Source organism: Sphingomonas mollis, from assembly GCF_016427505.1.
GTDB lineage: Bacteria > Pseudomonadota > Alphaproteobacteria > Sphingomonadales > Sphingomonadaceae > Sphingomonas > Sphingomonas mollis.
Map to the genome: position 1 here is coordinate 26,975 of NZ_JAELXS010000004.1, position 26,502 is coordinate 53,476.

Below are 26,502 nucleotides of genomic sequence, written 5' to 3' on the forward strand. Positions count from 1 at the left end.
CGACGTTCGGCGCGGTGCAGGCAAGGGGGTGGACGATGACGGGCGGATCGAATGATGGGAAACGGACGATGCTCGTGCTCGGCGGCACCCGCTCCGGCAAGAGCCGCCATGCCCAGATGCTGGCGGAGGCGCATGGCGGCCGGCTGGTCTTCATCGCCACCGCGCAGGCGTTCGACGGTGAGATGACCGACCGCATCGCCCGCCACCGCGCCGATCGCGACGGCCGCTGGCTGACCGTCGAAGCCCCGCTCGATCTGGCCGAAGCCATCGCCGGGCAAGACGCGGATGATGCCATCATCCTCGTCGACTGCCTCACCCTGTGGACGTCGAACCTGATGCTGGCGGAGGAAAATGTGGACACGCGCCTCGCCACGCTGTGCGACACCCTTATGCGGGTATCGGGCCGCGTCATCCTCGTATCGAGCGAGGTCGGCTGGGGGATCGTGCCGGACAATGCGCTCGCCCGCCGCTTTCGCGACCTGGCCGGCACGATCAATCAACGCGTCGCCGCCGTGGTGGACGGCGTGACGCTGGTCGTCGCGGGCATCCCCATGCCACTCAAATGACCCGAACCGTCACGCACTCAGCGTCCGTTGCAACGCATCGCGCCACCCGCTGACCAGCCGCGTCCGGCGCGCTTCCTCCATCGCCGGCGTGAACGTCCGGTCGCGCGACCACAGTGCCTCGATCGCCGGCAACCCTGACCAGATGCCCGTCGCCAGCCCCGCATGGAACGCCGCCCCCCGCGCGGTCGTCTCCAGATCCGCCGGCCGCTCCACCGGTACGTCGAGCAGGTCGGCAAGGAACGCGCACAGCCAGTCGTTCGCCGCCATCCCGCCATCGACGCGCACCGTCGCCGGTCGCACCCCGCTGTCGGCGATCATCGCCTCGATCAGGTCCATCGTCTGATACCCGACCGCCTCCAGCGCCGCCCGCGCCAGATGCGCCTGCGTCGCGCCCAGCGTCAGGCCGAAGATCGCGCCGCGCGCATCGGGGTCCCAATGCGGCGCACCCAAACCCGCGAAAGCCGGCACCATATAGACGCCGTGACTGTCCGGCACCTGCGTCGCCATGTCGTCGGTCTCGCGCGCATGGGTGATGACGCCGATCCCGTCGCGCAGCCACTTCACCGCCGCTCCCGCCACGAAGATCGATCCCTCCAGCGCATAGGTCGTCCGCCCGTCCAGCCGATACGCAGGCGTGGTCAGCAGGCGATGGTCTGACGCGATCGCCTCGTCGCCGGTGTTCATCAGCATGAAGCACCCGGTGCCATAAGTGGATTTGACCATCCCGCGCGCGAAGCAAGCCTGCCCGAACAACGCTGCCTGCTGGTCGCCCGCGATCCCCGCGATCGGGATCGACGCGTCGAACAGGCCGGGCGCGGTGTGGCCATAGATGTGCGCATTGTCATGCACTACCGGCAGCATCGCCATCGGCACGTCCAGCAACCGGCAAAGCTCCTCGTCCCAGCAGCCACGATGGATGTCCCATAACAGCGTCCGCGACGCATTGGTCACGTCGGTCGCATGCACGGCCCCGCCGGTCAGCCGCCAAAGCAAAAAACTGTCGATCGTTCCGAACGCCAGTTCGCCCCGCGCCGCCCTGTCGCGTGCGCCACCGACATGATCGAGTATCCACGCGATCTTGGTGCCGGAAAAATACGGATCGAGCAGCAGGCCGGTTCGCACCCGCACCATCGCCTCCGCCCCATCCTCCTTCAACTGGCGACAGCGCGGCGCCGTCCGCCGGTCCTGCCACACGATCGCGCGATGAATCGGCGCACCCGTCGCGCGGTCCCACACCACCACCGTCTCGCGCTGGTTGGTGATGCCGATGCCGGCGATCCCACTCGCCCCCACGCCGCTGGCCCCGATCGCCTCGCGCGCAGTAGCCAGCGTGTCGCGCCAGATATCTTCCGGATCATGCTCCACCCAGCCGGGCTCGGGGTAATGCTGCACGAACTCGCGTTGCGCGATCGATACCCGCCGCGCCCCGGCATCAAAGATGATGCTGCGCGTGGAGGTCGTGCCCTGATCGATCGCCAGAATATGCGTCGCGGCCATGTCGATCCTCTCCGCCGATTGTCGCGCCCATTTAGCGCCCTGCTTCCGGTCTAGCCGATGATGCGATACCAATGCACCCGGTGACCTATGATCTGCTCATCGTCGGCGGCGGCATCAACGGCGCCGGCATCGCGCGCGATGCGGCCGGGCGCGGTCTGTCGGTCCTGCTGGTCGATCAGGACGATCTCGCCGGACACACCTCCTCCGCCTCCACCAAGCTGATCCATGGCGGCCTGCGCTATCTGGAATATGGTGAATTCCGGCTGGTTCGGGAGGCGCTGGTCGAGCGCGAGCGGCTGTGGCGGATGGCGCCGCATATCATCTGGCCGCTGCGCTTCGTCCTGCCACAGACGCAGTCGCCCCGGCCCGGCTGGATGGTCCGGCTCGGCCTCTTCCTCTACGATCATCTCGGCGGGCGCGACCGGCTGCCCGGCACCGAGACCGTCTCGCTCGATCATTCCCCGCTGGGCCACGGCCTGATCGATCCCCACGGCACCGCCTTCGTCTATTCGGACTGCTGGGTGGAGGACAGCCGTCTGGTCGTCCTGAACGCGCTGGATGCCGCCGAGCGAGGCGCCGAGATCCGGACACGCACCCGCCTCACCCGCGCCAGGCGCCACGGCGACCACTGGCAGGCGACGATCGCCAATGCGGCGGGCGAGCACCGCGTGAAGGCGCGCGCGCTGGTGAACGCGGCGGGGCCATGGGTGGCGGACGTGATCGGCCGGGTCGCCGGGCTGGACAGCGAGCACGGTGTCCGGTTGGTAAAGGGCAGCCATATCGTCGTGCCGAGCCTCTATGACGGCGCGCACGCCTTCATGCTGCAGAACCCCGACCGCCGCATCGTCTTCGCCATCCCCTATGAAGGCCGCTTCACTCTCATCGGCACCACCGACGAACCGTGGCATGGCCCGCCCGCCAGGGCGTCGATCGATGCGGAGGAAACCGCGTATCTGCTGGCGACGGCAAACCGCTATTTCGCGCGACAGATCGCCGCGACCGATATCATCTGGACCTATGCCGGCATCCGCCCCTTGCACGACGACCGGGCCGGCAACGCGTCGGCGGTGACCCGAGACTATGCATTCGATCTCGATGTCGATGACGGCCGATTGCCGATCCTCAGCATCTTCGGCGGCAAGATCACCACCTATCGCAAGCTCGCCGAACACGCGATGCGCGACCTGAAACGCTTCTTCTCCGACATGCCGGGCGAGTGGACTGCCGACACCCCGCTTCCCGGCGGCGACATACCCGATGCCGATTTCGACCGCTTCGTCGCAGATCTGAAGCGCGAGCGACCGCAACTGTCGCCTCCGCTCGTTTATCGGCTGGCACGGGCATATGGCACGCGGGCCCGCCACATACTGGGCGAGGCAAGCACCGACGCCGATCTGGGTGAGGATTTTGGTGCCGGCCTGACCCGCGCCGAACTTGACTATCTCGTCACCACCGAATGGGCACGCACGGCAGAGAACATATTGTTCCGCCGCAGCAAACTGGGCCTGCACGCCCCGGCGGATACGGCAACCCGGATCACGGCATATCTGAATACACACCCGGTCACAGCGCACTGATCTCCAGCGTCAGCACATCCTCATAATCGCCCGCGACATGCGGGCCGACGGTGCCGAGCCTCAGTTCAAGCGGAATGGACATTCCCGCGGCCGATCGCGGTGCCTCGATCACTTGCTCCCAATGGCGGGTCAGGTCGATCTCTTCGCCGCGCAGCCGGGCCTGATAGGGAAAACCCTCGTCGCCATCGCGCTTGTCCTTCAACAGCAACCGGCCGCGATGCGCGGAATCGATCGTCAGGCGCGCGGTGGTGTTGGCCCGCACCTGCAGGAAAACGCTGCGCGTCGCATCGCTGGCCAGGATGCCGAAGTCGATATGCGACACCGTCGATCCCTCACCGAACGTCCCCGCCGCCCCCGCGATGTTCATCTGCGCGCGCGGCACTGCGGATAACAGCACGCGCACCGGAGCTGGCGCCGTATTCGTCGCCGGCGCGCCGATATCGCGCACGTCCAGCATCAGGTCCAGCGCATGGTCGCCCGCTTCCGGCACCGCATCCTGCGTCACCAGCGCCTCCAGCGGCACCGTCATCCGCCCGTTACCGGCCATGGTGATCCGCCAGATGCCGGGCGTGGCGGTCGTCGCCACTGCCGCGCTGCCGGCACGCGAGGAGAACGCGACCCTGACGTCCGTATCGGGGATGACGGCGTCGCCGACCGGCAGCCGTTCCGCGTTCAGCAAGAGCAGATCAACGGTGCAGGCATCCTTATCGCGGTTCTCGAGCTCGAAATTCTGCCGCCCGACGGTGCGCGAGAAGGCGAACGCATCGTAATCCAGCCGCATCGTCGCGCCCGCTGCGACCAACGTCACATCGCAAGCCGCCGCCCGCCCGACGGCGAGCGTCAGGACGAACAGCGCCATCAGGACACGGCTAGCGACCGACGCGCAACACGCCGACATCGACGATCCCCTTCGTTTTGGCCTTGATCTCGAATTCGGCGGGCGAATGGCCCGCGATCATCAGTCGATACCGGCCGGGTGCCAGCCGGTCCGCTACGAAACGACCGGCGCGGTTGGTGAAGAAGCCGCGATCCTTCCAGCCCTTGGCCAGCGCTGTATCGACCGGCACGATCGTTCCCGTCGCCAACGCCAGCGGACCGTCCGGCGATGCCAGCACGCCGACCGCGATCCGCGACGCGTCGCTGCCGATCATGCTGCGATATCCCGATCCGTAACCGGGGAATATCTCGATATTGCCCGCGCCCAGATCATATCCATCGGGCAACGGATCGACCTTCACGTCGTACCGCCCGATGCCATAGGCGCGATTGACCGGCACCAATGCCGGCCCGAACCAACCGGACCGCGCGATCACCCGGTCGCCGGACATGATCTGCGCCTTCGACCCCGACAGCGTCTCGTGCAGCGGCGCGATCACGAACGCATCGTCGACCGATCGACCGACCGCGAACGTGCCGCCGGCGAACCCGATGAGCGACCGCAGGTTCCAGTCGGAGGTGTTTGACGTGCGCCCACCGGGTCCGGCGGTTTCCAGCCGGTTGTGATTGACGACCAGATCGAACCGGTTGTTGATATAAGCCAGCCGGCCGGATGCCGCCGTCTCGCCGCGATCGCGGGTATAACGCACCGCGCCGCTGACCTCGCCCAGCCGCCCTTCGCTCGTACGGCTGACCTCCACCTCTGTCCGTCCCCGGCCGCTGTCGTACCGGGCATCGGCATAGTCCCGCCGGCCGAGCCGCAGCGACAGGCCGACCGCGATCCGATCCTCGTCGCTGCGCGGATCGCGCGACATCGTCCGCGTCGCCGTCATGTTCAGTCCGATCCGCCCGAAACTCCGCCCCAGCGACAGGTCGATCCGGCGCACGTCGAAACCGGGTTTACGCACCTTCGTATAGCCACCGCCGATGCCCAGACTGATATCGAAGGGCGCCTGCCACTGGACCAGCGCCGCGGTCTGCAACGCCTGCGAGTTGCGGGCCTCGCGGGCAAACGCATCCTGAAACGACACGCTTCGATAGATTGCCGATGCGTTGACGCGCAGATCACTGGCCTCCCGCAACGAGAAGTCGCCCCGGTAATCGACCGATGCGGCATAGCCCATACCGCCGCGCCGGTAATCCATGCTCGCCGCCCCCTCGACCTGCACGAAGCCCAGCCGATTGCCCACCACGACCACACCGCCGATCTGCCCGGCCCTGCTGGTCGATTGCCCATCCACGCCGACCGTCAGCATGTCCGATATCCCGTGATAGGCGTAACCGGTCGCCGCCGGCGACAGGCCGTATTGAAAGCGCCCGCGATCGCGCACGCCGGCCGATGCGCCGAACTCGGTCGTGCCGCGGGTCAACAGGCTACTGCTGTTGAAGACGTTGAAATCGACGATCTCGCGCCGCCCGCCGACATCCTCGACGACCAGTTGGACCTGATTGGGTCCGGTGGCGAGCGGGAAGTCGCCGATATCATATCGGCCTGCTTCCAGCCGGATGGTCTGCACCCGGATCTGATTGACGATCACGTCGACGCTGGATGCCCGTTCCAACGTGAAATCGCGCCGGCCGATCGGCCGCGTGTTCTGGAACGGGCGTATCGTGGAATAAGCCCGCTCGATGCCGATGCCCAGAATACGCCCCGATCCCTGGAACGAGGTCGAACTCGGCGTGAACTCGCCGACCGTCATGCGCAGCGCCTGATCGAAACTGTCGCGCGTCGCGCGGATTTCGCGGCGCAGCCACCGCTCGCCATTGTAACTGGCGCCGCCGGTCAGCGTCACGCCGCCGAAGCCGCCGATATTCGCGATGCCGTTCAGGTCGGCGCGGACGCGAGCGAAGCCGCTGGCCGGCCCGCCATGCACGTAACGCTGCGTCGCCGCGACGTTGACGCCCGCCGCGAAGGGGGCGGCCGGCACATAACTGGACGGCACCGGCACATCGGGTTGCGGCTGCAGCCTCAGCGCGGCGGGCAGCGTGGCATCGGGGGCCAGCGTGGCGGCCACCTCCAGCGCCAGACTATCGAACCGGATCTTCAGGCCGGGGATGTCGAGCTCGGTGAAATCCACCCGCGGCCGACCTGCGATCCGTCCCTCCAGTTCGGTTAGCATCCGGCGTTCGATCACCGGCGCGATCAGCGCCGTCAGGCGCCGCGCATCGATCTCGCCGTCACCCTTGGCATCGACCGCGATGCTGATCGTCCCCAGGAACTTGCCGTTCAGTTTCAGCGACACCTCCAGCGGCGTGCGCACCGGCTTGATCCGGCCGAGCGGCGATGCGCCCGCCTGTGGCTGGGGCTGATCGATCATGGCCACCTGGACCTGCGCTGCGGCGGGTGCCGCCATCTGGGCGGCCGCCAAGGCGCAGCAGACCGCCGTCCGCGACAGGTCGCCAGCGGCTGGCTGGCGCAGGCGCGACATACATCACTGATCGGAAAGCGTTGGCTTGATCGACCCGCTAAGGCCCGCGACATCCTTCGACGCGATCGTCGCCCGGCGGACCTGCCCCGGCATGAACGCGGAGAAATTGCCGATATTGACGTGGTCGGCGTCCAGCGTCACCGATTTGCCTGCGGCATCGGTCAGCGTCAGCTTCGCCGCGTTCATCATCGACACGCCCTTGCCACCATTGTCGATGCTCAGCATCAGGTCGCCATTCGGCGCCCGTCCGGCTTCCTTCAGCGTCAGCGCGGGCTTCGCGGCCGGCGGCGACACGATGATGTGCGACAGGAAGTTGAAACTGACCTTCACGTCGGTCGCGGCGCCGGACGACGTCGTGGCCCCGTTCGCGATGTTCAGCGGCAATTGCGACACCCGCACGCCGTACATGCGTGCCATCGCCAGTGCCGGATCGCCGATATAGCGGACCTGCACGGTCTGCTCCTTGCCCGGTTCGATCGCCGTCTGCGCGGGATAGACCATGACGTCCTTCTCCTCATCGACGCGGGTCGGCGTACCGGCCTCGTCGACGGTGGCGCGAAACGGGATCATCTCCAGCGTGATCGGCACCGCGCCGGTGTTCTTGATCGACATGGTCAGGCGCGCATTCGCCCCCGATGGCTCGATCGTCGCCAGCATCGGCTGGACCTGATACCCTTGCGCGGAAACCTGGCTGCACCCCATCGTCGCGGCGATCAACGCCGCCCCCTTCAACAAACGCATCGTCGCTACCCCTGATTACTTCCCCCGAAAAATGACGGGGCTGCTGGCCGGCAGCCCCGTCGGTATTCCCGTTACACGGCGGTTGCCGTGAACGAGAACACCTCCTCGTAACTACCGGCCGGGGCAGCATTGGCCGGATAGTTCGTCGAGCCCGGAGCCTGGTTCTGATCGACGGCGACGTTCATGTTCAGCCACAGTTCCAGTGGTATACCGTTGGCCACGGCTTGGGTGTAACCGCTGCGCGACCGCGTGAAGAACAGGTTGTTCTCGCCGCCGACGGGATCGGTGTCATGCTCTGCGATGGCGAAGCTCGAATCCTGCGGCGACTTCAATTCCAAGCCGTAATTGATGCGGCCATTCTTGTTGCTGAGGAGATCGCCGTTCTTGACCGACACGACGAGCTTCGTTCCACCGGCCGAGTTGCACGACAGGCGCAGGTTGGCGACCTGTTGCGTGCCGACCATGGCGATCGAAGCGGTGCCGCTCGACACGTTAGCGAGGTTGACGTTGCAATATGGTGCGACCGTGCCGGTGACGCTCAGCGATTCCGCCATCGCCGGGCTGGCGACGGTGGCAAGGCCCAGAGCAGCGGAGCCGAGAAGGAAAAGACGGTTCATGGCAAATCCCTTTTGCGTGACGAACTACCTGCGAAGCGGCGCAGGCGCCGGTGCGACCCCCGCGATGGCGAACCAGCTTCGGAGTCGGCGTCACGATATGCCTCGTCGTTTCCCCCCGCGCCTTTCATCCTGACTAAGCAATCATGACTATACCGCAACGCGACCCGGCATGGTGCAGACGAGACGCGTCGATTGCTGATCGTCTCAACCATTTCGGACGATCGGTAACGGTCAAATCCCGTTTTGGGACGAGTACAGGATGATCTTTGTTGTCCTCGTCACCCCGTCAAGGGAGCGCACAATTCGTTCGACAAGCATTTGTTATTATATGGAGGCAGCAGAGCGTCGATAAGATCGGATTGACGACATGCTACACGCCGCATAATTTCCAACCATTCGACGTGGGGCTTATCACATCGCCGCAACAATGACCGTCACCCACGCTGGTGACGGCGGGGAGAGCTATATCATGTACGCAGAACTTGCCGTTGACAGAGCAAGCGTGGAACCACTATGCGTATGGGCGCAATATGATCTTCGAGCGCGCTTCATCATCGATCATGAACTGTCAATCGTCTGGATCAACGACGCAGCGAACAGGATCATCGACAACCACAACATCATGTCGCGCGACAGCGGCCGACTGATCTTCTCCAGCAAGACGATCACCCGACGCTATCTGACGATGATCGAACAGTCGAAGCCGGGGCAAATGCCCGCGTCAATGTGCATCGGCGCGAACGACGATCATTATGTCCTGCTGACCGCGATCAACATCGGTACCACCGCCAGATGCTTCACCGGCATCTCGATGCGATCCTCTGCGCATGCCATCGGCTTTTCCGACGAAGTACTGCGCGACACATTCCACCTGACCACGATGGAACGCCGCATCCTGGAATGCCTCGTCAGCGGCAACACCGCCAACGAAGTCAGCTGGTTGCTGATGATCTCGCTCGGCACCGTGCGCGTGCACATCCGGCACATCTACGAAAAGCTGGACGTGTCGTCCCGCGAAGGCCTGTTCAACAAGGTCCTGTATCTGGTCGAACGCTGACCCGCCGTCGCAGCGTTCACCCGCCGAACGATCGCCCGCCGCCGCCGCCCCAGCCGCCCGATCGCGCCGACACCCGTCCGCCGAAACCGCCGCGCGACACGACCGAGCTGCGCGTCTGGATACGTTGCGTCGTGACCGGCGCGGTGACCGCCCGCGATCCGACCTGATAGCCATAACCACGGCCGCCATAGCCACCATTGTACAGCCACGCGCCGGAGCCAGTGTAGTACGTCCCCTCCCGCCGGTCGCGGTACAGGCCGTTATAACGATAACCGCCGCCATTCAGCATCTGACCGATCATGAAGCCGGTCAACAGCGGCGTGAAAAAGCTCTGGCCACCTTCCTGTCGCACCGCGCAGTTGCCGTCGCCGAACTGATCCTCGCACAGCTTCTGCTCGGCGTAGCGCGGTGCGGCCTTGCCATCCTCGGCAGCGGCGGTCTTGGCGGCATCCTCGCAGGTGGCGGCGGCAAAGGCACCGCTCGACTTGCATTCGGCAAGGCTGCCGAACGCAGCGACCTCGGTCGGAGCGCCATATTTCTCGCGCGAGATCTGTTCGTTATCGGGCTGCGCGTCGCACCCGGACAACATCGCCAGTGCCCCGGCGGCGGACAGGCCGGCGGTGATGGAGCGCTTGCGTGGGCGGATCACGGGATCGGTCATGACGTTCGCCTCGCTCAATAGGTCATGCTGGCTGCGTTGAGCAGCCCGACCGCGACCGACGTCGCCGCCAGATACACGCCGCTGGCGACGTTGCCGCCCTCGATCCGGCTGACCATGTCGCGCACCACGAAGCGGCGCACGACCAGCGACGCCAGTATCTGGATCACCCCGGCCAGCACACCCCACGCCGCAAACTCGACCGGATTGCCCGTCTGGGTCAGCGCCGATGCCAGCGGCAGCGCGAAGCCGACGATCGCCCCGCCCAGCGCCGTCGCCGCGGCAACGTTGCCGGCCGCCACCAGCGTCCGCTCGTCATACGGCGTCGATATCTGATACGCCCATTTGAATACGGCCAACAGGACGCAGGCGATCCCGAACGCCACCACGAAATGCACGGCGCCTTCGACAAAGCTGCCATAATCGAGCCACATCGTCGCTATCCCCTCAGGCACTGAATTCGGTGGGCAGCAAGGGCAGCCCGATCATGATCTCATGCGTCAGGTCGCCGCCCTCCGGCTGCATCGCCAGCGCCAGCAGCAACTCCTGCCCCTCTGGCGCCAGATCGCGGGCATAGAGCATGCAGGCCTGCCGGATCTGGCGGACGGGGTCGCCGTCGCGTTCGTAATAGACCGCCTCCCATAATTCGACCGGCGGCTGCGGCCGGTCGTCGCCCGGATACCAGAAACGCTGGAATTTCGGCAGGCCGAACTCGGCCCAGCTCGTCTGCTTCAACCGGTCTCGGAAGTTTTCGGCATCCGCGCGATCGACCGGATAGGACGACGTCCATGGGCGGAACAACGTGAAATCGTCCGCATCCGATCCGTCCGCAGACTGGCTGACCGCCTGCACCATCAGATCGTCGTCGGTGTAGAAGCGGTGGACATGGCTGCCGTCGTCCAGCCGGATCACACCCTGCGCCGTGATCTCCAGCGTATCGCGTTCAAGTGTGAAGGCACCGCCGGACAATCGCCGCCACGCCAGCGGATCGAGCACCACCGTCCGCCCGATCGTGATGTTGCGCACCACCGCGATCGCGCGGGCAGGCGCCCGTTCCCCACCACCGAACAGTCGCCCCAGGATCATGCTGGCCTCATCATGCCGTCATCCGTTTTCGTGTTTCGCCGCCCTTGCCAGAATGTCCCGCGCATCGCCAGAACGTTGCCACCACGCTCAACACATCGTCGCATCGCCATGGCATCGGCTTGCCAAACGCTGCGGGCTTATGCTTGGGGTGTCAAGCCGCACCGCCGCGGCGGGACGCCCAAGGAGACGGACGTTGAGTGACGGTACACCGCACGCCTGGACGGTGGCTGATCTTGCCGCCGCGCTGTCCACACCCGACCTCGCCGACACGCTGACCGCGGAAAGCGTCGGGCCGGTCGATCCCGTCCTGCACGTCAGGATGCACCATCATGGCGATCTGGCGATCTTCGTCAGTTGCTCGGGCGAACAGATCGTCGTCTCGACCCTGTTATGGCCGGTCGACGAACAGCCCGATGCCGATGCGTTCAACCGGTTCCTGTTGAAGGCGCAGAAGCTGGTGCCGCTGTCGAACTTCGCGATTACCGAAATCGACGGTCGCGACTATTACGAACTGATCGGCGAACTTTCGATCGAATCGAGCCTACGCCTGATCCTGCTCGAACTCACCGTGCTGGCGGACAATGCGCTCTCCGCCGCCGCCGATCTGCGCGCCGAATTCGCCGCCTGAAGGAAGCTATCGATGTCGATGTGGAAACAGCTCGTCACCCTGGTGCGCGGCAGCGCGCACGAAACCGGCCAGTCGATCGTCGACAAGCGGGCGATGACGATCCTCGACCAGCAGATTCGCGATGCCGGCACCGCGCAGGCGAAGGCGCGCGACGATCTCGCAACGCTCACCGCCCGCCGCCGGATGGTGGAAAAGGATGTCGAGGGCTTCACGGCGCAGCGCGAGAAATACGAGGCATCGGCGCGCGCCGCCATGCAGCGCGGCGACATGGACCTCGCCCGTCAGGTCGCCGAGCGGCTGGCGACGATCGAAGCCGACCTGTCCGCCAAGACCCCGCAGATCGAGGAGATGCGCGGCGCCGAAGACCGGATGCGCGGCGTCATCCAGTCTGGCGACGCCAAGATCGAGGCGCTCCGCCGCGAGGTCGACGTCGTCCGCGCCAATGAAAGCGTGCAGAAGGCGCAGGCCGCGGTCGCCGGCAATTACGGCGGCACGCTGTCGCAACTGGGGTCCGCCGCCGAAAGCCTGCAACGCATGAAGGAGCGTCAGGCGATCCAGGGCGAGAAGTTCCGCGCCGCCGCCGAACTGGAGGACATGCGGTCGGGGGCCGATCTCGACTCCAAGCTGAAGGCCGCCGGCCTGTTGCAGGGGTCGTCGAGCGCCGACGACATCCTCGCCCGCCTATCGGCGCCGCCGGCAAAGGATTCCCTGCGACTGTCCGACGGATCGGGCGATCCCAAGTCATTGCCGCGGGAATAGCGGGTGGAGCGCGTCGTCACCGGCGAACGGCCGGATTGGGAGGAGACCGCCCGCACGATGGGCTTCACCTTCCATCATCTGGATGGCGAGCGCTATTGGGAAGAACGCGCCTATTACCGGTTCACCTTGGACGAGGTGGAATCGGGGATCGAGCATCCCAGCGGCGACATCCACGCGCTATGTCTCGATCTGGTCGGTGAGGTCGTCGGCAGCGAAGCGCTGATGCGCCGCCTCGCCATCCCCGACGAGATGCGCGACCGGGTGGCGGCATCATGGCGGGCAGGTGCGCCGTCGCTCTATGGCCGGTTCGATTTCGCGTTCGACGGCACCGGTCCCGCCAAGCTGCTCGAATATAACGCCGACACCCCGACCAGCATCTACGAAACCGCGCTGTTCCAGTGGCAATGGCTGGAGGACCGCATCGCCGATGCGACGCTGCCGGCGGGGGCCGATCAGTATAACCGCCTGCACGATGCCCTCGTCGCCCGGTTCGGCGCGCTCTTCACCCCCGGCAGCCTGATCCACTTCGCCAGCGTCGCTGATCATGTCGAGGATCGCCAGACCGTCCGCTATCTGGAGGATGTCGCGCGCCAGGCCGGGCTAGATCCGCAGTTCGTGGCGATCGATCGGATCGGCGTCGATGCGGACGGACAACTGGTCGATGACGACGACACGCTGATCGCCGCCCTGTTCAAGCTCTATCCGTGGGAGGATATGCTGCGCGAACCCTATGCGGTGCATCTGGGCGTCGCGCGCACGCAATTCCTGGAACCGGCGTGGAAGGCGATCCTGTCGAACAAAGGCATCCTGCCGCTGCTTTGGGAACGCCATCGCGGCCATCCCAATCTCCTCCCCGCCGCCTTCGCCGACGATACCGCTGCGCTGGCGGCGATCGGCGACCGCCATGTCGTGAAGCCGCTCTTCTCGCGCGAAGGCTGGGATATCCAAATCATCGATGGCCCCGCCTCCACGCGCGGTCCGGACGGCGGTTATGGCGAGGAAGGCCGGATCGTGCAGGCGCTGGCGCCCCTGCCCGTCTTCGACGGCCAGCACGCCGTCATCGGCTCGTGGATTGTCGGCGACGAACCGGTGGCGATGTCGGTGCGTGAGGACGACGGCGCCATCACGCGCGACCTCGCGCGGTACGTGCCCCACGTCATCCTGTAATGCGGATCGCGATCATCGACACCAGCCAGAGCCGCGCCGCGATCATTTCCGAAGGATTGCGCGACGCCGGTCTGGATGATGTGGTGGTGATCGAGGGCACCGGGCGCCTCGTGGCCGATCTGGAAGCCGCCGCGCCCGAGGTCGTCCTCATCAATCTCGAAAATCCCAGTCGCGACGTGCTGGAGGAATTCTTCGCCGTCTCGCGCGCGCTCGCCCGGCCGATCGCGATGTTCGTCGATCAGAGCGATGCGGAATCCACCGCCGCCGCCGTCGATGCGGGCGTTTCGGCCTATATCGTCGATGGTCTGGCCCGCCAGCGGATCAAGCCGGTCATCGATCTCGCCGTCCGCCGCTTCCAGGCGTTCGCCCGCCTCCACGCCGAACTGAACGAAGCGAAAAGCGCGCTGGCCGACCGCGCCGCGATCGACAAGGCCAAGGCGATCCTCATCAAACGTCGCGGGCTGGACGAACCCGCCGCCTATGCCCTGCTCCGCGCCCATGCCATGCGATCCAACCGCCGCATCGCCGAGGTCGCCGAAGCCCTGATTACCAGCGACGCGCTGATGGGAGACATGCCGTGAGTCTGGACCGGGTCCGCATCGGCTTCCTGCCGCTGGTCGATGCCGCGCTGCCGATCCTCGCCCGCGAACAGGGTTTCGCCGAGGCGGAGGGGCTGGAGCTGGAGCTGGTCCGCGACATGACCTGGGCAACGGTGCGCGACCGCCTGCTCTATGGCCATACCGACGCCGCGCATCTCGTCGCCCCGCTGGCGATCGCCACCGCGCTAGGGCGCGGGCGGCCGGCGGTGCCGATGGCGGTGCCGTTCGTGCTGGGCCTGAACGGCAACGCCATCACCCTCGCCCTGCCGCTGGCCGAACAGGTGCTCGACGACGACGCGCTCGGCGATCCGACGATCCTGGGCGAGCGGTTGCGCATCATCGCCCGGCGCCGGGCCGCATCGGGCCGGCGACTGCGCTTCGGCGTCGTCCACCGCTATTCCAGCCACAACTACATGCTGCGCTATTGGCTGGCCGCCTGCGGCATCCGCCCGGATATCGATGTCGAGATCATCACGACCAGCCCCACCTTCGCCGCCGACGCGCTGGCGGTGGGCGAGGTCGATGGCATCTGCGTCGGCGAACCGTGGAACAGCGTCGCGGTCGATCGCGGTGTCGGTCGCATCGCGCTGGTCACCGCGCAGGTCTGGCGGCGCGGTGTCGAGAAGGTGCTGGCGATGCGCCGCGACACCGCGCTCGAAGTGCCCGACACGGTCCACCGCCTGATCCGCGCGCTCCACGCCGCCGCCGCGCATTTCGTCGCGCCCGGCACCGGCGAGGCCAGCGCGGCGATCCTCGCCCGGCCCGAATATCTCGACGCCCCCGTCGATCCCATCGCCCGCGCCATCACCGACCGCGTCCGGCTGGTACAGGCGGCCGAACCCGTCCACATCGCCGACTTCATGTTCCAGTACCGGGAGGCCGCCAACTTCCCATGGCGCAGTCAGGCGGCATGGCTCTATTCCCAGATGACCCGCTGGGACGGCACGCCCTTCTCCCCCGAAGAAGCGGAGATCGCCGCCAGCGTATTCCGCCCCGACATCTACCGCGCCGCGCTTGCCGGATCGGGCGCGCCCCTGCCCGGCGCCAGTTCGAAACTGGAGGGCGCGATCGGCGGCGGCGCGATCGGGGCGGGATCGACTCAGGGCCGCCTGATCCTCGGCCGCGACCAGTTCTTCGATCACCGCGCCTTCGATCCCGACGATATTCCCGGCTATCTCGCTGCATTGCCATAATCATTTCGCACTTGCGAAATAGCGCTTGCGGGAAAGTACCGAATCGATCATTCTGTCCCCGTCGGCCAATGATGGCCGGCACGAGATAATCGCGAACTGATTCCAACGAAGGGGTCATGCTCGCGTCGGATCGCAAGCACGCGGTCCACTGGCAACGAAGCCGCTCCGATGCGCCCGCAAGGCCGCCGTCGGGGCGGCTTTTTTCATGTCCATCGCACATGGGGGCTGAACATGGCGACCTTGGTTTGGAACGACGACGACGCAAACAGGGATAAGGGATTTCTGGCCAGCGGGCACACGCCCACGCTGATCGCCGCATTCCTCTATTTCGACTTCGCCTTCATGGTGTGGGTGCTGCTCGGGCCGCTGGCGCCGGAGATCGCCAAGACACTGGCGCTGACCCCGGCCGAAAAGGGCCTGATGGTCGCCGTCCCCACCCTCGCCGGTGCCCTGCTCCGGCTGGTCAATGGCCTGCTCGTCGATCGCATCGGGCCGAAGCGGTCGGGCGCGATCAGCCAGTTGATCGTCATCGGTGGCCTCGCCAGCGCGTGGGCGCTCGGCGTGGACAGCTTCGTCGGCACGCTGGTGCTCGGCGTCGTTCTCGGGTTCGCCGGGGCCAGCTTCGCCATCGCCCTGCCGCTCGCCAGCCGCTGGTATCCGCCCGAGCACCAGGGCAAGGCGATGGGGCTCGCCGGCATGGGCAATTCGGGCACCGTGCTCGCCGCGCTATTCGCGCCGACGCTGGCCAAGCTGTTCGGCTGGAACGCCGTCCTCGGCCTCGCCTGCATTCCGCTGACGCTGGTGTTCGTCGCCTATATGCTGATGGCGAAGGACGCGCCGAACGCGCCGCCGGCCAAGGCGTTCACCGCCTATTTCACACCGCTGCGCCAAGCCGATGCCTGGTGGCTGATGGGCTTCTATTCGGTCACGTTCGGCGGCTTCGTCGGGCTGGCGGCCTCGTTGCCGATTTACTTCACCGACCGGTTCGGCCTGACCACCGTCACCGCCGGTTACTGCACCGCGGCCTGCGTCTTCGCCGGATCGCTGGTACGGCCGATGGGCGGCGCACTGGCCGACAAGGTCGGCGGTATCAAGGCGCTGTCGGCGGTGTTCGTCGTCGCCGCGATCGCGCTGGCCGGGGTCAGCGGCGTCTCCACCGTCTGGGCGGCGCTGACGCTGTTCGTCATCGCGATGCTGGCGCTCGGCACCGGCAACGGCGCTGTGTTCCAGCTGGTGCCGCAGCGTTTCGCGGCAGAGATTGGCGTGATGACCGGCCTGGTCGGCATGGCGGGCGGCATTGGCGGCTTCTACCTCGCCTCGTCGCTCGGCATCGCCAAGCAACTGACCGGTAGTTTCCAGTCCGGCTTCCTGATCTTCGCCGGTCTGGCACTGCTGGCGCTTGCCGGCCTGACCCTCGTGAAGGGCGGATGGCGCCGCAGCTGGGGCGCCGCCGCCGGCGTGCGGATCTGACGATGGCCCGCTCGCGCCTCCTGATCCTCGCCGGTGCGGTGATCGCCTCACCGGCGGCGGCCCAGACCATCACGGTCACGCCACTGGTCGATGTCCGCCTGCGCCACGAACATGTCGATCAGGACGGCATCGCCGCCAACGCCGACGCGACCACGATCCGCATCCGCTCCGGCGTTCAGGCCAGCACCGGGCACTGGTCCGCGACGGTCGAGGCGCAGGGCAATCTGGCGATCGTCGGCGATTATTATGACGGGCTGAACGGCACCGCCTCCCGCCCGTTGATCGCCGATCCGCAGAATGTCGCGCTCTATCTGGCGCAGGTCCAGTACCGCACGCCCGCGCTGGCGATCACCGCCGGGCGGCAACGGATCGCGCTGGACGACGAACGCTTCGTCGGCAACGCCCCCTTCCGCCAGAACGCGCAGACCTATGATGCCGTCCGCGTCGAATGGATCGGTGTGCCGAATCTGAAGGCCGACGTCACCTATGCATGGGATGTACGGACGATCTGGGGCATCGACGGCGTCGGCACCCGGCAACAGGGGATCGGCGGCGACAATGTCTTCGCCAATATCGGCTACAGGACGCCGATCGGCACCGTCACCGGTTTCGCCTACCTGGTCGATCAGGACGAGGTGCTGGTGCAGGGGTATCGCCTGTCCAGCCAAACCTATGGCGCGCGCTTTGCCGGCACCCGGCCGATCGGCAAGGCGAAACTGGCTTATCAAGCCAGCTATGCGCGCCAGTCCGATTATCACCGCAACCCCATTGATTATGCGGCGGATTATTATCTGGCGGATATCGGCCTGGACCTGAACGGACCAAAGCTGGGCGCGGGGTACGAGGTGCTGGGCGCGAGCAGCGGCACCGCCCTCACCTCGTTCCAGACGCCGCTGTCGAGCCTCTTCAAGTTTCAGGGCTGGGTCGACAAGTTCCTCACCACCCCCGCAGACGGCATCCGCGATGTATATGGCAGCGCGGGCTATGGCTGGAAGGCGATCGGGGCATTGCAGGCCGTCTCGCTGCAGGCGGTCTATCACCGGTTCGAAAGCGATCGCGCGGTCCGCCACTACGGCAACGAGATCGACCTGCTCGCCTCCGCCAGGGTCGGCCGTACCACCGCCAGCGTGCGCTACGCCGATTACGATGCCGATCGCTTCGGCAACGATACCCGCAAACTCTGGCTCCAACTGGACTGGACGATCTGATGGAAATCCAAATCATCCAACCCGCGCGCGACGATACGCGCGAACATCTGGTGGTCATCGGCAACGGCATGGCCGGTTGCCGCGCGGTCGAGGAACTGATCGCCCGCGATCCGACCCGCTACCGCGTCACGATCTTCGGCGCCGAACCGCATGTGAACTACAACCGCATCATGCTGTCGCCGGTGCTGGCGGGCGAGAAGACGTTCGACCAGATCGTCATCAACGACCACGCCTGGTACGCGACGAACATGATCGATCTGGTCGTCAGCGATCCCGTGCAGGCGATCGATCGCACGGCGAAGACCGTCACCGCCCGCTCCGGCCTGACCGTCGCCTATGACAGGCTGCTGATCGCCACCGGTTCCGATCCGTTCATCATCCCCGTCCCCGGCAAGGACCTGCCCGGCGTCATCTCGTTCCGCGACATGGCGGATGTCGATCACATGCTGGCGGCGGCGGAGGCCGGCAAGACGACGGGTGGCGGGTCTGCCGTCGTGATCGGTGGCGGCCTGCTCGGTCTGGAGGCGGCGCACGGCCTCACCCTGCGCGGCATGAAGGTGACGGTGATCCACCTGATGCCGACGCTGATGGAACGCCAGCTCGACGAGGCGGCCGGATGGCTGCTGAAATCGGCGCTGGAATCGCGCGGTCAGGTGATCCTGACCGAGGCGAACACCGCCGAGATCGTCGGCGACACCCGCGTGGAGGGTGTTCGGCTGAAGGATGGCACGCTGATCCCCGCCAGCCTCGTCGTGATGGCGGTCGGCATCCGCCCCTCGGTGGCGCTGGCACGCGATGCCGGATTGGAGATCGGTCGCGGCATCAAGGTCGACGACCATATGGTCACGTCCGACCCGTCGATCCTCGCGGTCGGCGAGTGCGTGGAGCATGACGGCAACGTCTATGGCCTCGTCGCGCCCCTGTGGGACATGTGCCGTGCGCTGGCCGACGGGCTGACCGACAGCCACAGCGGCTATCGCGGATCCGTCACGTCCACCAAGCTGAAGGTCGCCGGCCTCGACGTGTTTTCGGCGGGCGACTTCTCGGGCGGCGCGGGGGCGGAGGATATCGTTCTGCGCGATGCGTCGCGCGGTATCTACAAGCGGGTGGTGGTGAAGGACGACCGCATCGTCGGCGCGGTGCTCTATGGCGACACCACCGATGGCGGCTGGTATTTCGACCTGCTGAAACGCGGCGAGGACATCGCCCCGATCCGCGACATGCTCATCTTCGGCCAATCCTTCGCCTCCGGAGGGGGGCAAGCGGACCCTAAGGCGGCCGTTGCGGCGCTCTCCGACGATGCGGAGATTTGCGGCTGCAACGGCGTGACCAAGGGCGCGGTCTTCACCTGCATCGACGGCGGCGCGCACAGCCTCGACGCCGTCCGCGCCGGGTGCAAGGCATCGGCCAGCTGCGGTTCCTGCACCGGTCTGGTCGAAACCCTCCTCGCCCTGCGGCTGGGTGACGAGGTGGAGGCAGGGCCGAAGACGATATGCAAATGCACCAGCTTCGGCCATGACGACGTCCGGCGCGAAATCGTTGCGCAGGGAATGCGCTCGATCCCGGAGGTGATGCAGAAACTGCATTGGTCTACACCCGACGGCTGCTCGTCCTGCCGCCCCGCGCTCAACTATTATCTGCTCTGCGCGCTGCCCGGCGAGTACAAGGACGACCAGCAGAGCCGCTTCGTCAACGAACGGATGCACGCCAACATCCAGAAAGACGGCACCTATTCGGTCGTGCCGCGTATGTGGGGCGGCCTGACCAACCCCCGCGAGCTGCGCGCGATCGCCGACGTCGTCGAGAAATACGACGCGCCGATGGTCAAGGTGACCGGCGGCCAGCGGCTCGACATCTTCGGCATCAAGAAGGAGGATCTGCCCGCCGTCTGGGCCGACCTCAACGCCGCCGGGATGGTCAGCGGCCACGCCTATGGCAAATCGCTGCGTACGGTGAAGACCTGTGTCGGGTCCGACTGGTGTCGGTTCGGCACGCAGGATTCGACCGGGCTGGGCGTCAAGGTCGAACAGATGACTTGGGGCTCGTGGATGCCGCACAAGTTCAAGATCGCGGTGTCCGGCTGCCCGCGCAATTGCGCCGAGGCGACGATCAAGGATTTCGGCGTCGTCTGCGTCGATTCCGGCTATGAATTGTCGGTCGGCGGCAATGGCGGGATCAAGGTCCGCGCCACCGACTTCCTGTGCAAGGTCGCGACCGAGGAGGAGGCGATGCATTACTGCGCCGCCTTCATCCAGCTCTACCGCGAACAGGCCCGGTACCTTGAACGGACCGCGCCGTGGATCGAACGTGTCGGCGTCGAATATATCCGCGAACGGATCGTCGATGACGCCCCCTTGCGCGATGCCCTCGCCGCCCGGTTCCGCTATTCGCAGACCTTCATGCAGGACGATCCTTGGGCCGCGCGTGCAGCCGGCGAGAACCGTGAACAGCATGCGCCGATGGCGCGCTTCACTCCGATAGATGGCACGAGGGAAATGGCATGACCGGCGAATGGCTCGATATCGGCTGGGTCGATGAAATCCCGGTCCGCGGCAGCCGGACGGTGCAGGTGACGGGGGGCGACGACATCGCCATCTTCCGCACCGGCGACGGCAAGGTCTTCGCGCTGGCCGACCGTTGCCCGCACAAGGGCGGCCGTCTGTCGCAGGGGATCGTCCATGGCGGCGCCGTCGCCTGCCCGCTCCACAACTGGCGCATCGCGCTGGCGACGGGCGAGGCGCTGGGCGAGGACAAGGGCTGCACGCCGGTGATCCCGGTAAAGGTCAGCGGCGGTCGCGTCCTGATCTGCCGGGCCGGCACGATGGCGGCGGCGGCGTAGGATGACCGCGGCGGTCCGCACCACCTGCGCCTATTGCGGCGTCGGCTGCGGCATCCTCGCCACGTCGGCCGGCGACCGGGCCGTGCGGATCGAGGGCGACCCGAACCACCCCGCCAATGCCGGTCGCCTGTGTTCGAAGGGCACGCATCTGGGCGAGACGGTCGGGCTGGAGGGCCGTCTCCTCCACCCCATGATCGGCAAGCGCCGCGCGACCTGGGACAAGGCGCTCGATCTGGTCGCCAAGCGCTTCCGTGACGCGATAGCGCAATACGGCCCCAACAGCGTCGCCTTCTACGTCTCCGGCCAGCTCCTGACCGAGGACTATTACGTCGCCAACAAGCTGATGAAGGGCTTCATCGGCTCCGCCAACATCGACACCAACTCCCGCCTCTGCATGTCCAGCGCCGTCGCCGGTCATACGCGTGCATTTGGAGAAGATATCGTCCCGGCCAGCTACGACGATCTCGACGCCGCCGACCTGATCGTGCTGGTCGGATCGAACACCGCCTGGTGCCATCCGATCGTCTACCAGCGCATCCGCGCCCGCTGCGACGCCGGCGCGAAGCTCGTCGTGATCGACCCGCGCCGCACCGAGACGGCGGACCAGGCCGACCTGCACCTCGCCATCCGTCCCGGCACCGACGTCGCGCTGATGAACGGCCTGCTGGCGTGGTGCCGCGAGGCCGGGGTAGTCGACGACGCCTATCTCGCCGCTCACGCTGCGGTGCCCGACGACTTCTGGAACCAGTTCGGAGAGGGGAGCGACCTGTGGTCGGTGGCGCGCATCTGCGATGTGCCGCCGCAAGACCTCAGGCGCTTCTTCGAACTGTTCGCCGCCCATCCGCGCACCGTGACGATGTTCAGCCAGGGCGTGAACCAGTCGATCGCCGGCACGGATCAGGTGAACGCGATCACCAACCTGCATCTGGCGACCGGCCGGATCGGCAAGCCCGGTGCCGCTCCCTTCTCGATCACCGGCCAGCCCAATGCAATGGGCGGCCGCGAAGTCGGCGGCCTCGCCTCGACCCTCGCCGCGCACATGGACTTCGCCCCCGACAACGTCGCGCGGGTCGGTCGCTTCTGGGCCGCTCCGGCGATGGCGACCAAGCCCGGACTGAAGGCGGTCGATCTGTTCCGCAGCGTCGGCGAAGGCCGGATCAAGGCGCTGTGGATCATGGCGACGAACCCGGCCGTGTCGATGCCCGACGCCGGTCGCGTGCGAGAGGCACTGGCCGCCTGCCCCTTCGTCGTCGTCTCCGACGTGATCGTTGACACCGATACCAGCCGTTTCGCCCATGTCCGCCTGCCCGCCGCCGGTTGGGGGGAGAAGGACGGCACGGTCACCAATTCCGAACGCACGATCAGCCGCCAGCGCCCGTTCCTGCCCTTGCCCGGCGAGGCGAAGCCGGACTGGTGGATCGTCACCCAGGTAGCGCGGCGGATGGGCTGGAAGACGGCCTTTCCCTATGATCGCCCCGGCGACGTCTGGCGCGAGCATTGCCGGCTTTCGACGTATGAGAATGACGGCAGCCGCCTGTTCGCTCTCCCCAGGCAGGCAGGACTGGGCAATGCCGCCTATGACGCGATGACGCCGTTCCGGTGGGGCGGCACACCGTTTGCCGATGGCGGATATTCGACGCCGGACGGCCGCGCGCGGCTGGTGCCGGTCGTCCAGAAGCCGGTGGCGGCCCCTCTCGGCCAGTGGCCGATGACGCTCAACACCGGCCGCTATCGCGATCAGTGGCACACGATGACCCGTACCGGCCTGTCGCCGAAGCTCGCGCGCCACCGCGAGGAGCCGCTGGTCGAGATACACCCCGACGATGCGGCACGCCTCGACATCGCGGACGGCACATTGGCCCGCGTCACGACACCGCAGGGCGACAGCCTCTACCGGGCAAGCGTCGTCGACAGCCAGCGCCCCGGCGAGCTGTTCGTCCCGATCCACTGGACCGACCGCACTGCGACCGGCGGGCGCACCGGCCTCCTGTCCAGGCCGCTCGCCGATCCGGTGTCGGGCCAGCCGGGGTTCAAATCGACGCCGGCGAACGTGAAGCCGGTGGCGACCGCGTGGCGCGGTTTCATCCTCACGCGCGGCGAACTGGACCGCCATCCCGATTGCCTGTGGGCGACGCGCGTGGCGGTGCCGACCGGTGCCGCATGGGAGCTGGCGGGCGACGGCGATCCGGCAGCCCTCGACGCGCTGTTGCCAAAGGGTACGCGGATCGAGGCGATCGACGCCGCCCGTGGTTCGCGGCGTATCGCCATCCTTGCCGACGGTCGTCTGGCCGCGGCGCTGTTCGTGACGCGCGATGGCATCTTGCCGTCGCGCGACTGGCTGGTCGCGCAGTTGACCGAGGCGGTGGCCGCGCCGACGTTGCTGGCAGGTCGCGCGCCGGGTGTGCAGGCCGATCGCGGGCCGATCGTCTGCGCCTGTTTCGATATCGGCCTGAAGACCATCGTCGCGGCGATCGTCGATCAGAAGCTGGCCGACGTCGCCGCCATCGGCGCGGCCTTGGGCGCCGGCACGAATTGCGGTTCATGTCGCCCGGCGCTGGCCCGGCTCATCACATCGGAAGGATCGACGCATGTCGCATGAATTCGCGGTCGGGACGGTGTGGCTGGTCGGTGCCGGGCCGGGCGATCCCGATCTGTTGACGCGCAAGGCGGAGCGGCTGATCGCCGCTGCCGACATCATATTTTACGATGCGCTGGTCGGCCCCGGCATCCTTGCGATGATCCCGCCCGACGTCGAGCGGATCAACGTTGGCAAGCGATCCGGCCGCCATTCGAAGGATCAGGGATCGATCAACGACCTGCTGGGTGCCGCCGCGCTGGCGGGTAGGCGCGTCGTTCGGCTCAAGGGGGGCGATCCATCCGTCTTCGGCCGCTCGACCGAGGAAATCGAGCACCTCGCCAGGCTGGGTGTGGCGGTGCGCGTCTGTCCCGGCATCACGGCGGCCAGCGCTGCCGCAGCATCCAGCGGCACGTCGCTGACGCTACGCGGTCTTGCCCGTCAGTTGACGTTCGTCACCGCTCATGCCCGCGCGGGGGAAGCGCTCGATCTCGACTGGTCGACCCTCGCAAGGTCCGGCTCGACGCTCGCCGTGTATATGGGGCGCGCTGCGGCGGGTGAGGTTTCCCGCCAGTTGATCGCGGCCGGTCGGGCGGCGGATACGCCGGTGATGGTGGCGGTCAACATCTCGCTGCCCACCGAGCGGATCATTCACGGCCGCTTGTCCGCGCTCGCCTTCCTCGTCGAGACGATCAGCGACAACGACCCGTCGCTGCTCATCATCGGGGAAGCGGTTGCGAAGTCATCGTCCGATCGGGTCGCCCGTGTTGAAGCCTGTGGGATAGCGGTAAGCGGATAAACCACACCTAAGTCTAATTTGCTATCCATTCGCATTAGCCTTGCCGAAATCGACCCGACGCGATACGCGGCGTCGATGAGTCAGGCTCAACCACCGGCGACGACCGCCCAGATGAAGCGGAAGCGCAAGTGGCGCGGCTGGTGGTTGAAGCAACTGCATAGCTGGCACTGGATCAGCGCCGCGTTGTCACTCGTCGGCATGATGGCGTTCGCCATCACCGGCATCACCCTGAACCATGCACAGACGATCGATGCGAAGCCCGTCGTCGTCGAGAAGAGCGGGATGCTGCCCGCGTCTTTACTGGGAACCCTGCGCACCCGACCAACGGCCGATGCACCCCTGCCCGGTGCCGTGGCCGCCAGCGTGGCGACGGCGGTCGGCCTCGATCCGGCGGGACGCGCGGCCGAGTGGTCCGATACCGACGCCTATGTCGCACTGCCCCGGCCGGGCGGCGACGCGTGGGTCAGTATCGATCGCCAAACGGGCCGCATCACGGCCGAAACCACCGACCGCGGCTGGGTGTCGTACCTGAACGATCTTCATAAGGGCCGCAACGCCGGCGCGGCATGGGCATGGTTCATCGACATCTTTGCCGGCGCCTGCATCCTGTTCACGCTGACCGGTCTGTTGCTGTTGCAGCTTCATGCCCGCCATCGGCCCCTGACATGGCCGATGGTCGCGTTCGGCCTCGTCATTCCCATGCTGCTTGCCATCCTGTTCATCCATTGAAAGGTCCCGCCCATGCGTTCCACCGCCTTTTTCCTGTTGGGTGGCGCGATCGCCGCGCCCGCCGCTGCCGGTACGGTCAACGTTACGATTCCCCGTCTGACGGTTGCCGAATATCACCGACCCTACGTCGCCATCTGGCTGGAGCCGGCCGGCGGTGGCGCGGCGCGGACGCTGGCGGTGTGGTACGACGGCAAGAAGCAGGGCAACGAACCCGGCACCAAATGGCTGGCGGACCTGCGCGCCTGGTGGCGAAAGGGAGGACGCAGCATGGCTATGCCGGCCGATGGCATCAGCGGCGCCACCCGCGCACCCGGCCAGTATAGCATTCCACTGCCCACCAACCTGAAGCCCGGCGACTATGTCCTGAACGTCGAGGCGGCGCGTGAAACCGGCGGTCGCGAGCTGGTGAGCGTACCCCTGACCATACCCGCCACGACCGGCCGGGGGACGGGCAAGACCGAGCTTGGCGCCATCACCATCGCCGCCCGTTGAGCGGCCCTTCTCCGAACCCTTCGATGACAAGGATTATCGCATGAAGCCTTTCGCCACCCGACTGCTGGCTGCCGCCGTGCTGTTCTCGATCCCGGCGACTCTGTCCGCCCACCGCATGTGGATGCTCCCGTCCGCCACGGTCCTGTCGGGAACGGACGGCTGGGTGACGGTGGATGCTGCGGTATCGAACGACCTGTTCTTCTTCGATCACCAGCCATTGCGGCTGGACGGTGTGAAGGTCTGGCAACCGGATGGCAGCGAAGGAAAGCTAGAGAACGGCGCGACCGGCCGATACCGGTCGGTGTTCGACGTGAAGCTCGACAAGACCGGCACGTGGAAGATCGGGACGCAGATGTCCTCCGTGATGGGCAGCTTCAAGGTGGATGGCGTCGAGAAGCGCGTTGGCGGCCGAGGCGGTCCCCCGCGCCCCGGCCAGCCTGCCCCGCTGACCGTGGCTGACATCCCTGCCAACGCCACCGACGTCGCGCTGACCGAGGTGTCCGGACGCAACGAAATCTTCGTCACGGCAGGCGAGCCCACGACGACGGTCTTGAAGCCGACCGGCAAGGGACTGGAGTTCGACCCGGTCACCCATCCCGACGAACTGGTCGCAGGGCAAGCTGCCAAATTCCGCTTTCTGGTCGACGGCAAGCCTGCCGCCGGATTGAAAGTTACCGTGATCCCCGGTGGCAAGCGGTATCGCAACGATGAAGGCGCGCGGGAACTGACCACCGGTGCCGACGGCGTGGTGAATGTCGATTGGCCGATGGCCGGCATGTACTGGCTGAACGCCACACTGACCGATGCGAAGACCAGTCTGCCGCGTGCAAAGGAGCGTCGGATGTCCTATGTCACGACGCTGGAAGTGTTGACGCCGTGA

At 66.6% G+C, this 26,502-nt stretch carries 25 protein-coding genes; 17 read left to right on the top strand and 8 right to left on the bottom strand.

Features of this window, described 5'->3' with window-relative positions:
- Positions 1-68: 68 nt before the first annotated feature.
- Positions 69-566, top strand: coding sequence for a bifunctional adenosylcobinamide kinase/adenosylcobinamide-phosphate guanylyltransferase (gene cobU, locus JAO74_RS08065; RefSeq protein ID WP_233150804.1), 498 nt, complete (start codon positions 69-71; stop codon positions 564-566).
- Between the two features lie 9 nt (positions 567-575).
- Here cobU and glpK read toward each other — a convergent pair whose 3' ends face one another.
- The gene (gene glpK / locus JAO74_RS08070; RefSeq protein WP_199036868.1) at positions 576-2,063 is read right to left on the bottom strand and encodes a glycerol kinase GlpK; all 1,488 of its coding nucleotides are present in this window, start codon (positions 2,061-2,063) and stop codon (positions 576-578) included.
- A 71-nt stretch (positions 2,064-2,134) separates the two neighbouring features.
- Here glpK and JAO74_RS08075 point away from each other — a divergent pair, with 71 nt between their 5' ends.
- Positions 2,135-3,640, top strand: coding sequence for a glycerol-3-phosphate dehydrogenase (locus JAO74_RS08075; protein WP_199036871.1), 1,506 nt, complete (start codon positions 2,135-2,137; stop codon positions 3,638-3,640).
- Here JAO74_RS08075 and JAO74_RS08080 read toward each other — a convergent pair.
- The 4 genes from JAO74_RS08080 to JAO74_RS08095 form a co-directional block, all read right to left on the bottom strand.
- Positions 3,627-4,499 carry a hypothetical protein gene (locus JAO74_RS08080; RefSeq protein WP_199036873.1) on the bottom strand — a complete coding sequence of 291 codons (873 nt, stop codon included), beginning with the start codon at positions 4,497-4,499 and terminating at the stop codon, positions 3,627-3,629. The two genes, JAO74_RS08075 and JAO74_RS08080, sit on opposite strands and share 14 nt — an antisense overlap.
- A gap of 10 nt (positions 4,500-4,509) precedes the next feature.
- Complete coding sequence (locus JAO74_RS08085; protein ID WP_199036875.1) at positions 4,510-7,005, bottom strand: fimbria/pilus outer membrane usher protein; 2,496 nt, start codon at positions 7,003-7,005, stop codon at positions 4,510-4,512.
- Between the two features lie 3 nt (positions 7,006-7,008).
- Entirely contained in the window at positions 7,009-7,746 is a 738-nt protein-coding gene (locus JAO74_RS08090; protein ID WP_199036877.1) for a fimbrial biogenesis chaperone, read from the bottom strand.
- A gap of 71 nt (positions 7,747-7,817) precedes the next feature.
- On the bottom strand, positions 7,818-8,363 hold the full coding sequence (locus JAO74_RS08095; protein WP_199036879.1) for a hypothetical protein: 546 nt from the start codon (positions 8,361-8,363) through the stop codon (positions 7,818-7,820).
- A gap of 502 nt (positions 8,364-8,865) precedes the next feature.
- Here JAO74_RS08095 and JAO74_RS19140 point away from each other — a divergent pair.
- On the top strand, positions 8,866-9,420 hold the full coding sequence (locus JAO74_RS19140) for a helix-turn-helix domain-containing protein (RefSeq protein ID WP_199036881.1): 555 nt from the start codon (positions 8,866-8,868) through the stop codon (positions 9,418-9,420).
- A gap of 16 nt (positions 9,421-9,436) precedes the next feature.
- On the opposite strand, the gene JAO74_RS08105 is transcribed toward JAO74_RS19140, so the two are convergent.
- The 3 genes from JAO74_RS08105 to JAO74_RS08115 are packed head-to-tail and all read right to left on the bottom strand — an operon-like array spanning position 9,437 to position 11,164.
- Positions 9,437-10,081 carry a DUF1190 domain-containing protein gene (locus JAO74_RS08105; protein WP_199036883.1) on the bottom strand — a complete coding sequence of 215 codons (645 nt, stop codon included), beginning with the start codon at positions 10,079-10,081 and terminating at the stop codon, positions 9,437-9,439.
- 14 nt (positions 10,082-10,095) lie between these two features.
- Positions 10,096-10,533 (bottom strand): DUF350 domain-containing protein, encoded by a 438-nt coding sequence (locus JAO74_RS08110; protein ID WP_332908760.1) that lies wholly within the window; start codon positions 10,531-10,533, stop codon positions 10,096-10,098.
- Positions 10,526-11,164, bottom strand: coding sequence for a DUF2491 family protein (locus JAO74_RS08115; RefSeq protein WP_199036885.1), 639 nt, complete (start codon positions 11,162-11,164; stop codon positions 10,526-10,528). Before JAO74_RS08115 ends, JAO74_RS08110 begins: the two co-directional genes overlap by 8 nt.
- A 193-nt stretch (positions 11,165-11,357) precedes the next feature.
- Here JAO74_RS08115 and JAO74_RS08120 point away from each other — a divergent pair, with 193 nt between their 5' ends.
- The 14 genes from JAO74_RS08120 (at position 11,358) to JAO74_RS08185 (ending at position 26,502) form a co-directional block, all read left to right on the top strand.
- A complete protein-coding gene (locus tag JAO74_RS08120) occupies positions 11,358-11,792 on the top strand; it encodes a YjfI family protein (RefSeq protein WP_233150805.1) in 435 nt (144 codons plus the stop codon).
- 12 nt (positions 11,793-11,804) lie between these two features.
- Complete coding sequence (locus tag JAO74_RS08125) at positions 11,805-12,551, top strand: PspA/IM30 family protein (protein WP_199036889.1); 747 nt, start codon at positions 11,805-11,807, stop codon at positions 12,549-12,551.
- 3 nt (positions 12,552-12,554) lie between these two features.
- The gene (locus JAO74_RS08130) at positions 12,555-13,718 is read left to right on the top strand and encodes a glutathionylspermidine synthase family protein (RefSeq protein ID WP_332908761.1); all 1,164 of its coding nucleotides are present in this window, start codon (positions 12,555-12,557) and stop codon (positions 13,716-13,718) included.
- Complete coding sequence (locus JAO74_RS08135; protein ID WP_199036891.1) at positions 13,718-14,299, top strand: ANTAR domain-containing response regulator; 582 nt, start codon at positions 13,718-13,720, stop codon at positions 14,297-14,299. Before JAO74_RS08130 ends, JAO74_RS08135 begins: the two co-directional genes overlap by 1 nt.
- Positions 14,296-15,510: an ABC transporter substrate-binding protein gene (locus tag JAO74_RS08140; protein WP_199036893.1), complete on the top strand. Its 1,215-nt coding sequence runs from the start codon at positions 14,296-14,298 to the stop codon at positions 15,508-15,510. The genes JAO74_RS08135 and JAO74_RS08140 overlap by 4 nt, the downstream gene beginning before the upstream one ends.
- Positions 15,511-15,741: 231 nt before the next feature.
- Complete coding sequence (locus tag JAO74_RS08145) at positions 15,742-16,980, top strand: nitrate/nitrite transporter (RefSeq protein WP_199036895.1); 1,239 nt, start codon at positions 15,742-15,744, stop codon at positions 16,978-16,980.
- A 2-nt stretch (positions 16,981-16,982) separates the two neighbouring features.
- Positions 16,983-18,188 carry an alginate export family protein gene (locus JAO74_RS08150; protein WP_199036897.1) on the top strand — a complete coding sequence of 402 codons (1,206 nt, stop codon included), beginning with the start codon at positions 16,983-16,985 and terminating at the stop codon, positions 18,186-18,188.
- Positions 18,188-20,692: a nitrite reductase large subunit NirB gene (gene nirB, locus JAO74_RS08155; protein WP_199036900.1), complete on the top strand. Its 2,505-nt coding sequence runs from the start codon at positions 18,188-18,190 to the stop codon at positions 20,690-20,692. Before JAO74_RS08150 ends, nirB begins: the two co-directional genes overlap by 1 nt.
- Entirely contained in the window at positions 20,689-21,027 is a 339-nt protein-coding gene (gene nirD / locus JAO74_RS08160; RefSeq protein ID WP_199036902.1) for a nitrite reductase small subunit NirD, read from the top strand. Before nirB ends, nirD begins: the two co-directional genes overlap by 4 nt.
- Position 21,028: 1 nt before the next feature.
- Positions 21,029-23,626, top strand: a complete 2,598-nt coding sequence (locus JAO74_RS08165) for a nitrate reductase (RefSeq protein ID WP_199036904.1) — start codon at positions 21,029-21,031, stop codon at positions 23,624-23,626.
- On the top strand, positions 23,616-24,401 hold the full coding sequence (cobA, locus tag JAO74_RS08170; protein WP_199036906.1) for a uroporphyrinogen-III C-methyltransferase: 786 nt from the start codon (positions 23,616-23,618) through the stop codon (positions 24,399-24,401). The genes JAO74_RS08165 and cobA overlap by 11 nt, the downstream gene beginning before the upstream one ends.
- A gap of 75 nt (positions 24,402-24,476) precedes the next feature.
- Positions 24,477-25,130, top strand: coding sequence for a PepSY-associated TM helix domain-containing protein (locus JAO74_RS08175; protein ID WP_233150806.1), 654 nt, complete (start codon positions 24,477-24,479; stop codon positions 25,128-25,130).
- Between the two features lie 12 nt (positions 25,131-25,142).
- A complete protein-coding gene (locus JAO74_RS08180) occupies positions 25,143-25,622 on the top strand; it encodes a DUF2271 domain-containing protein (protein WP_199036908.1) in 480 nt (159 codons plus the stop codon).
- Positions 25,623-25,662: 40 nt separating this feature from the next.
- The gene (locus JAO74_RS08185) at positions 25,663-26,502 is read left to right on the top strand and encodes a DUF4198 domain-containing protein (RefSeq protein WP_199036910.1); all 840 of its coding nucleotides are present in this window, start codon (positions 25,663-25,665) and stop codon (positions 26,500-26,502) included.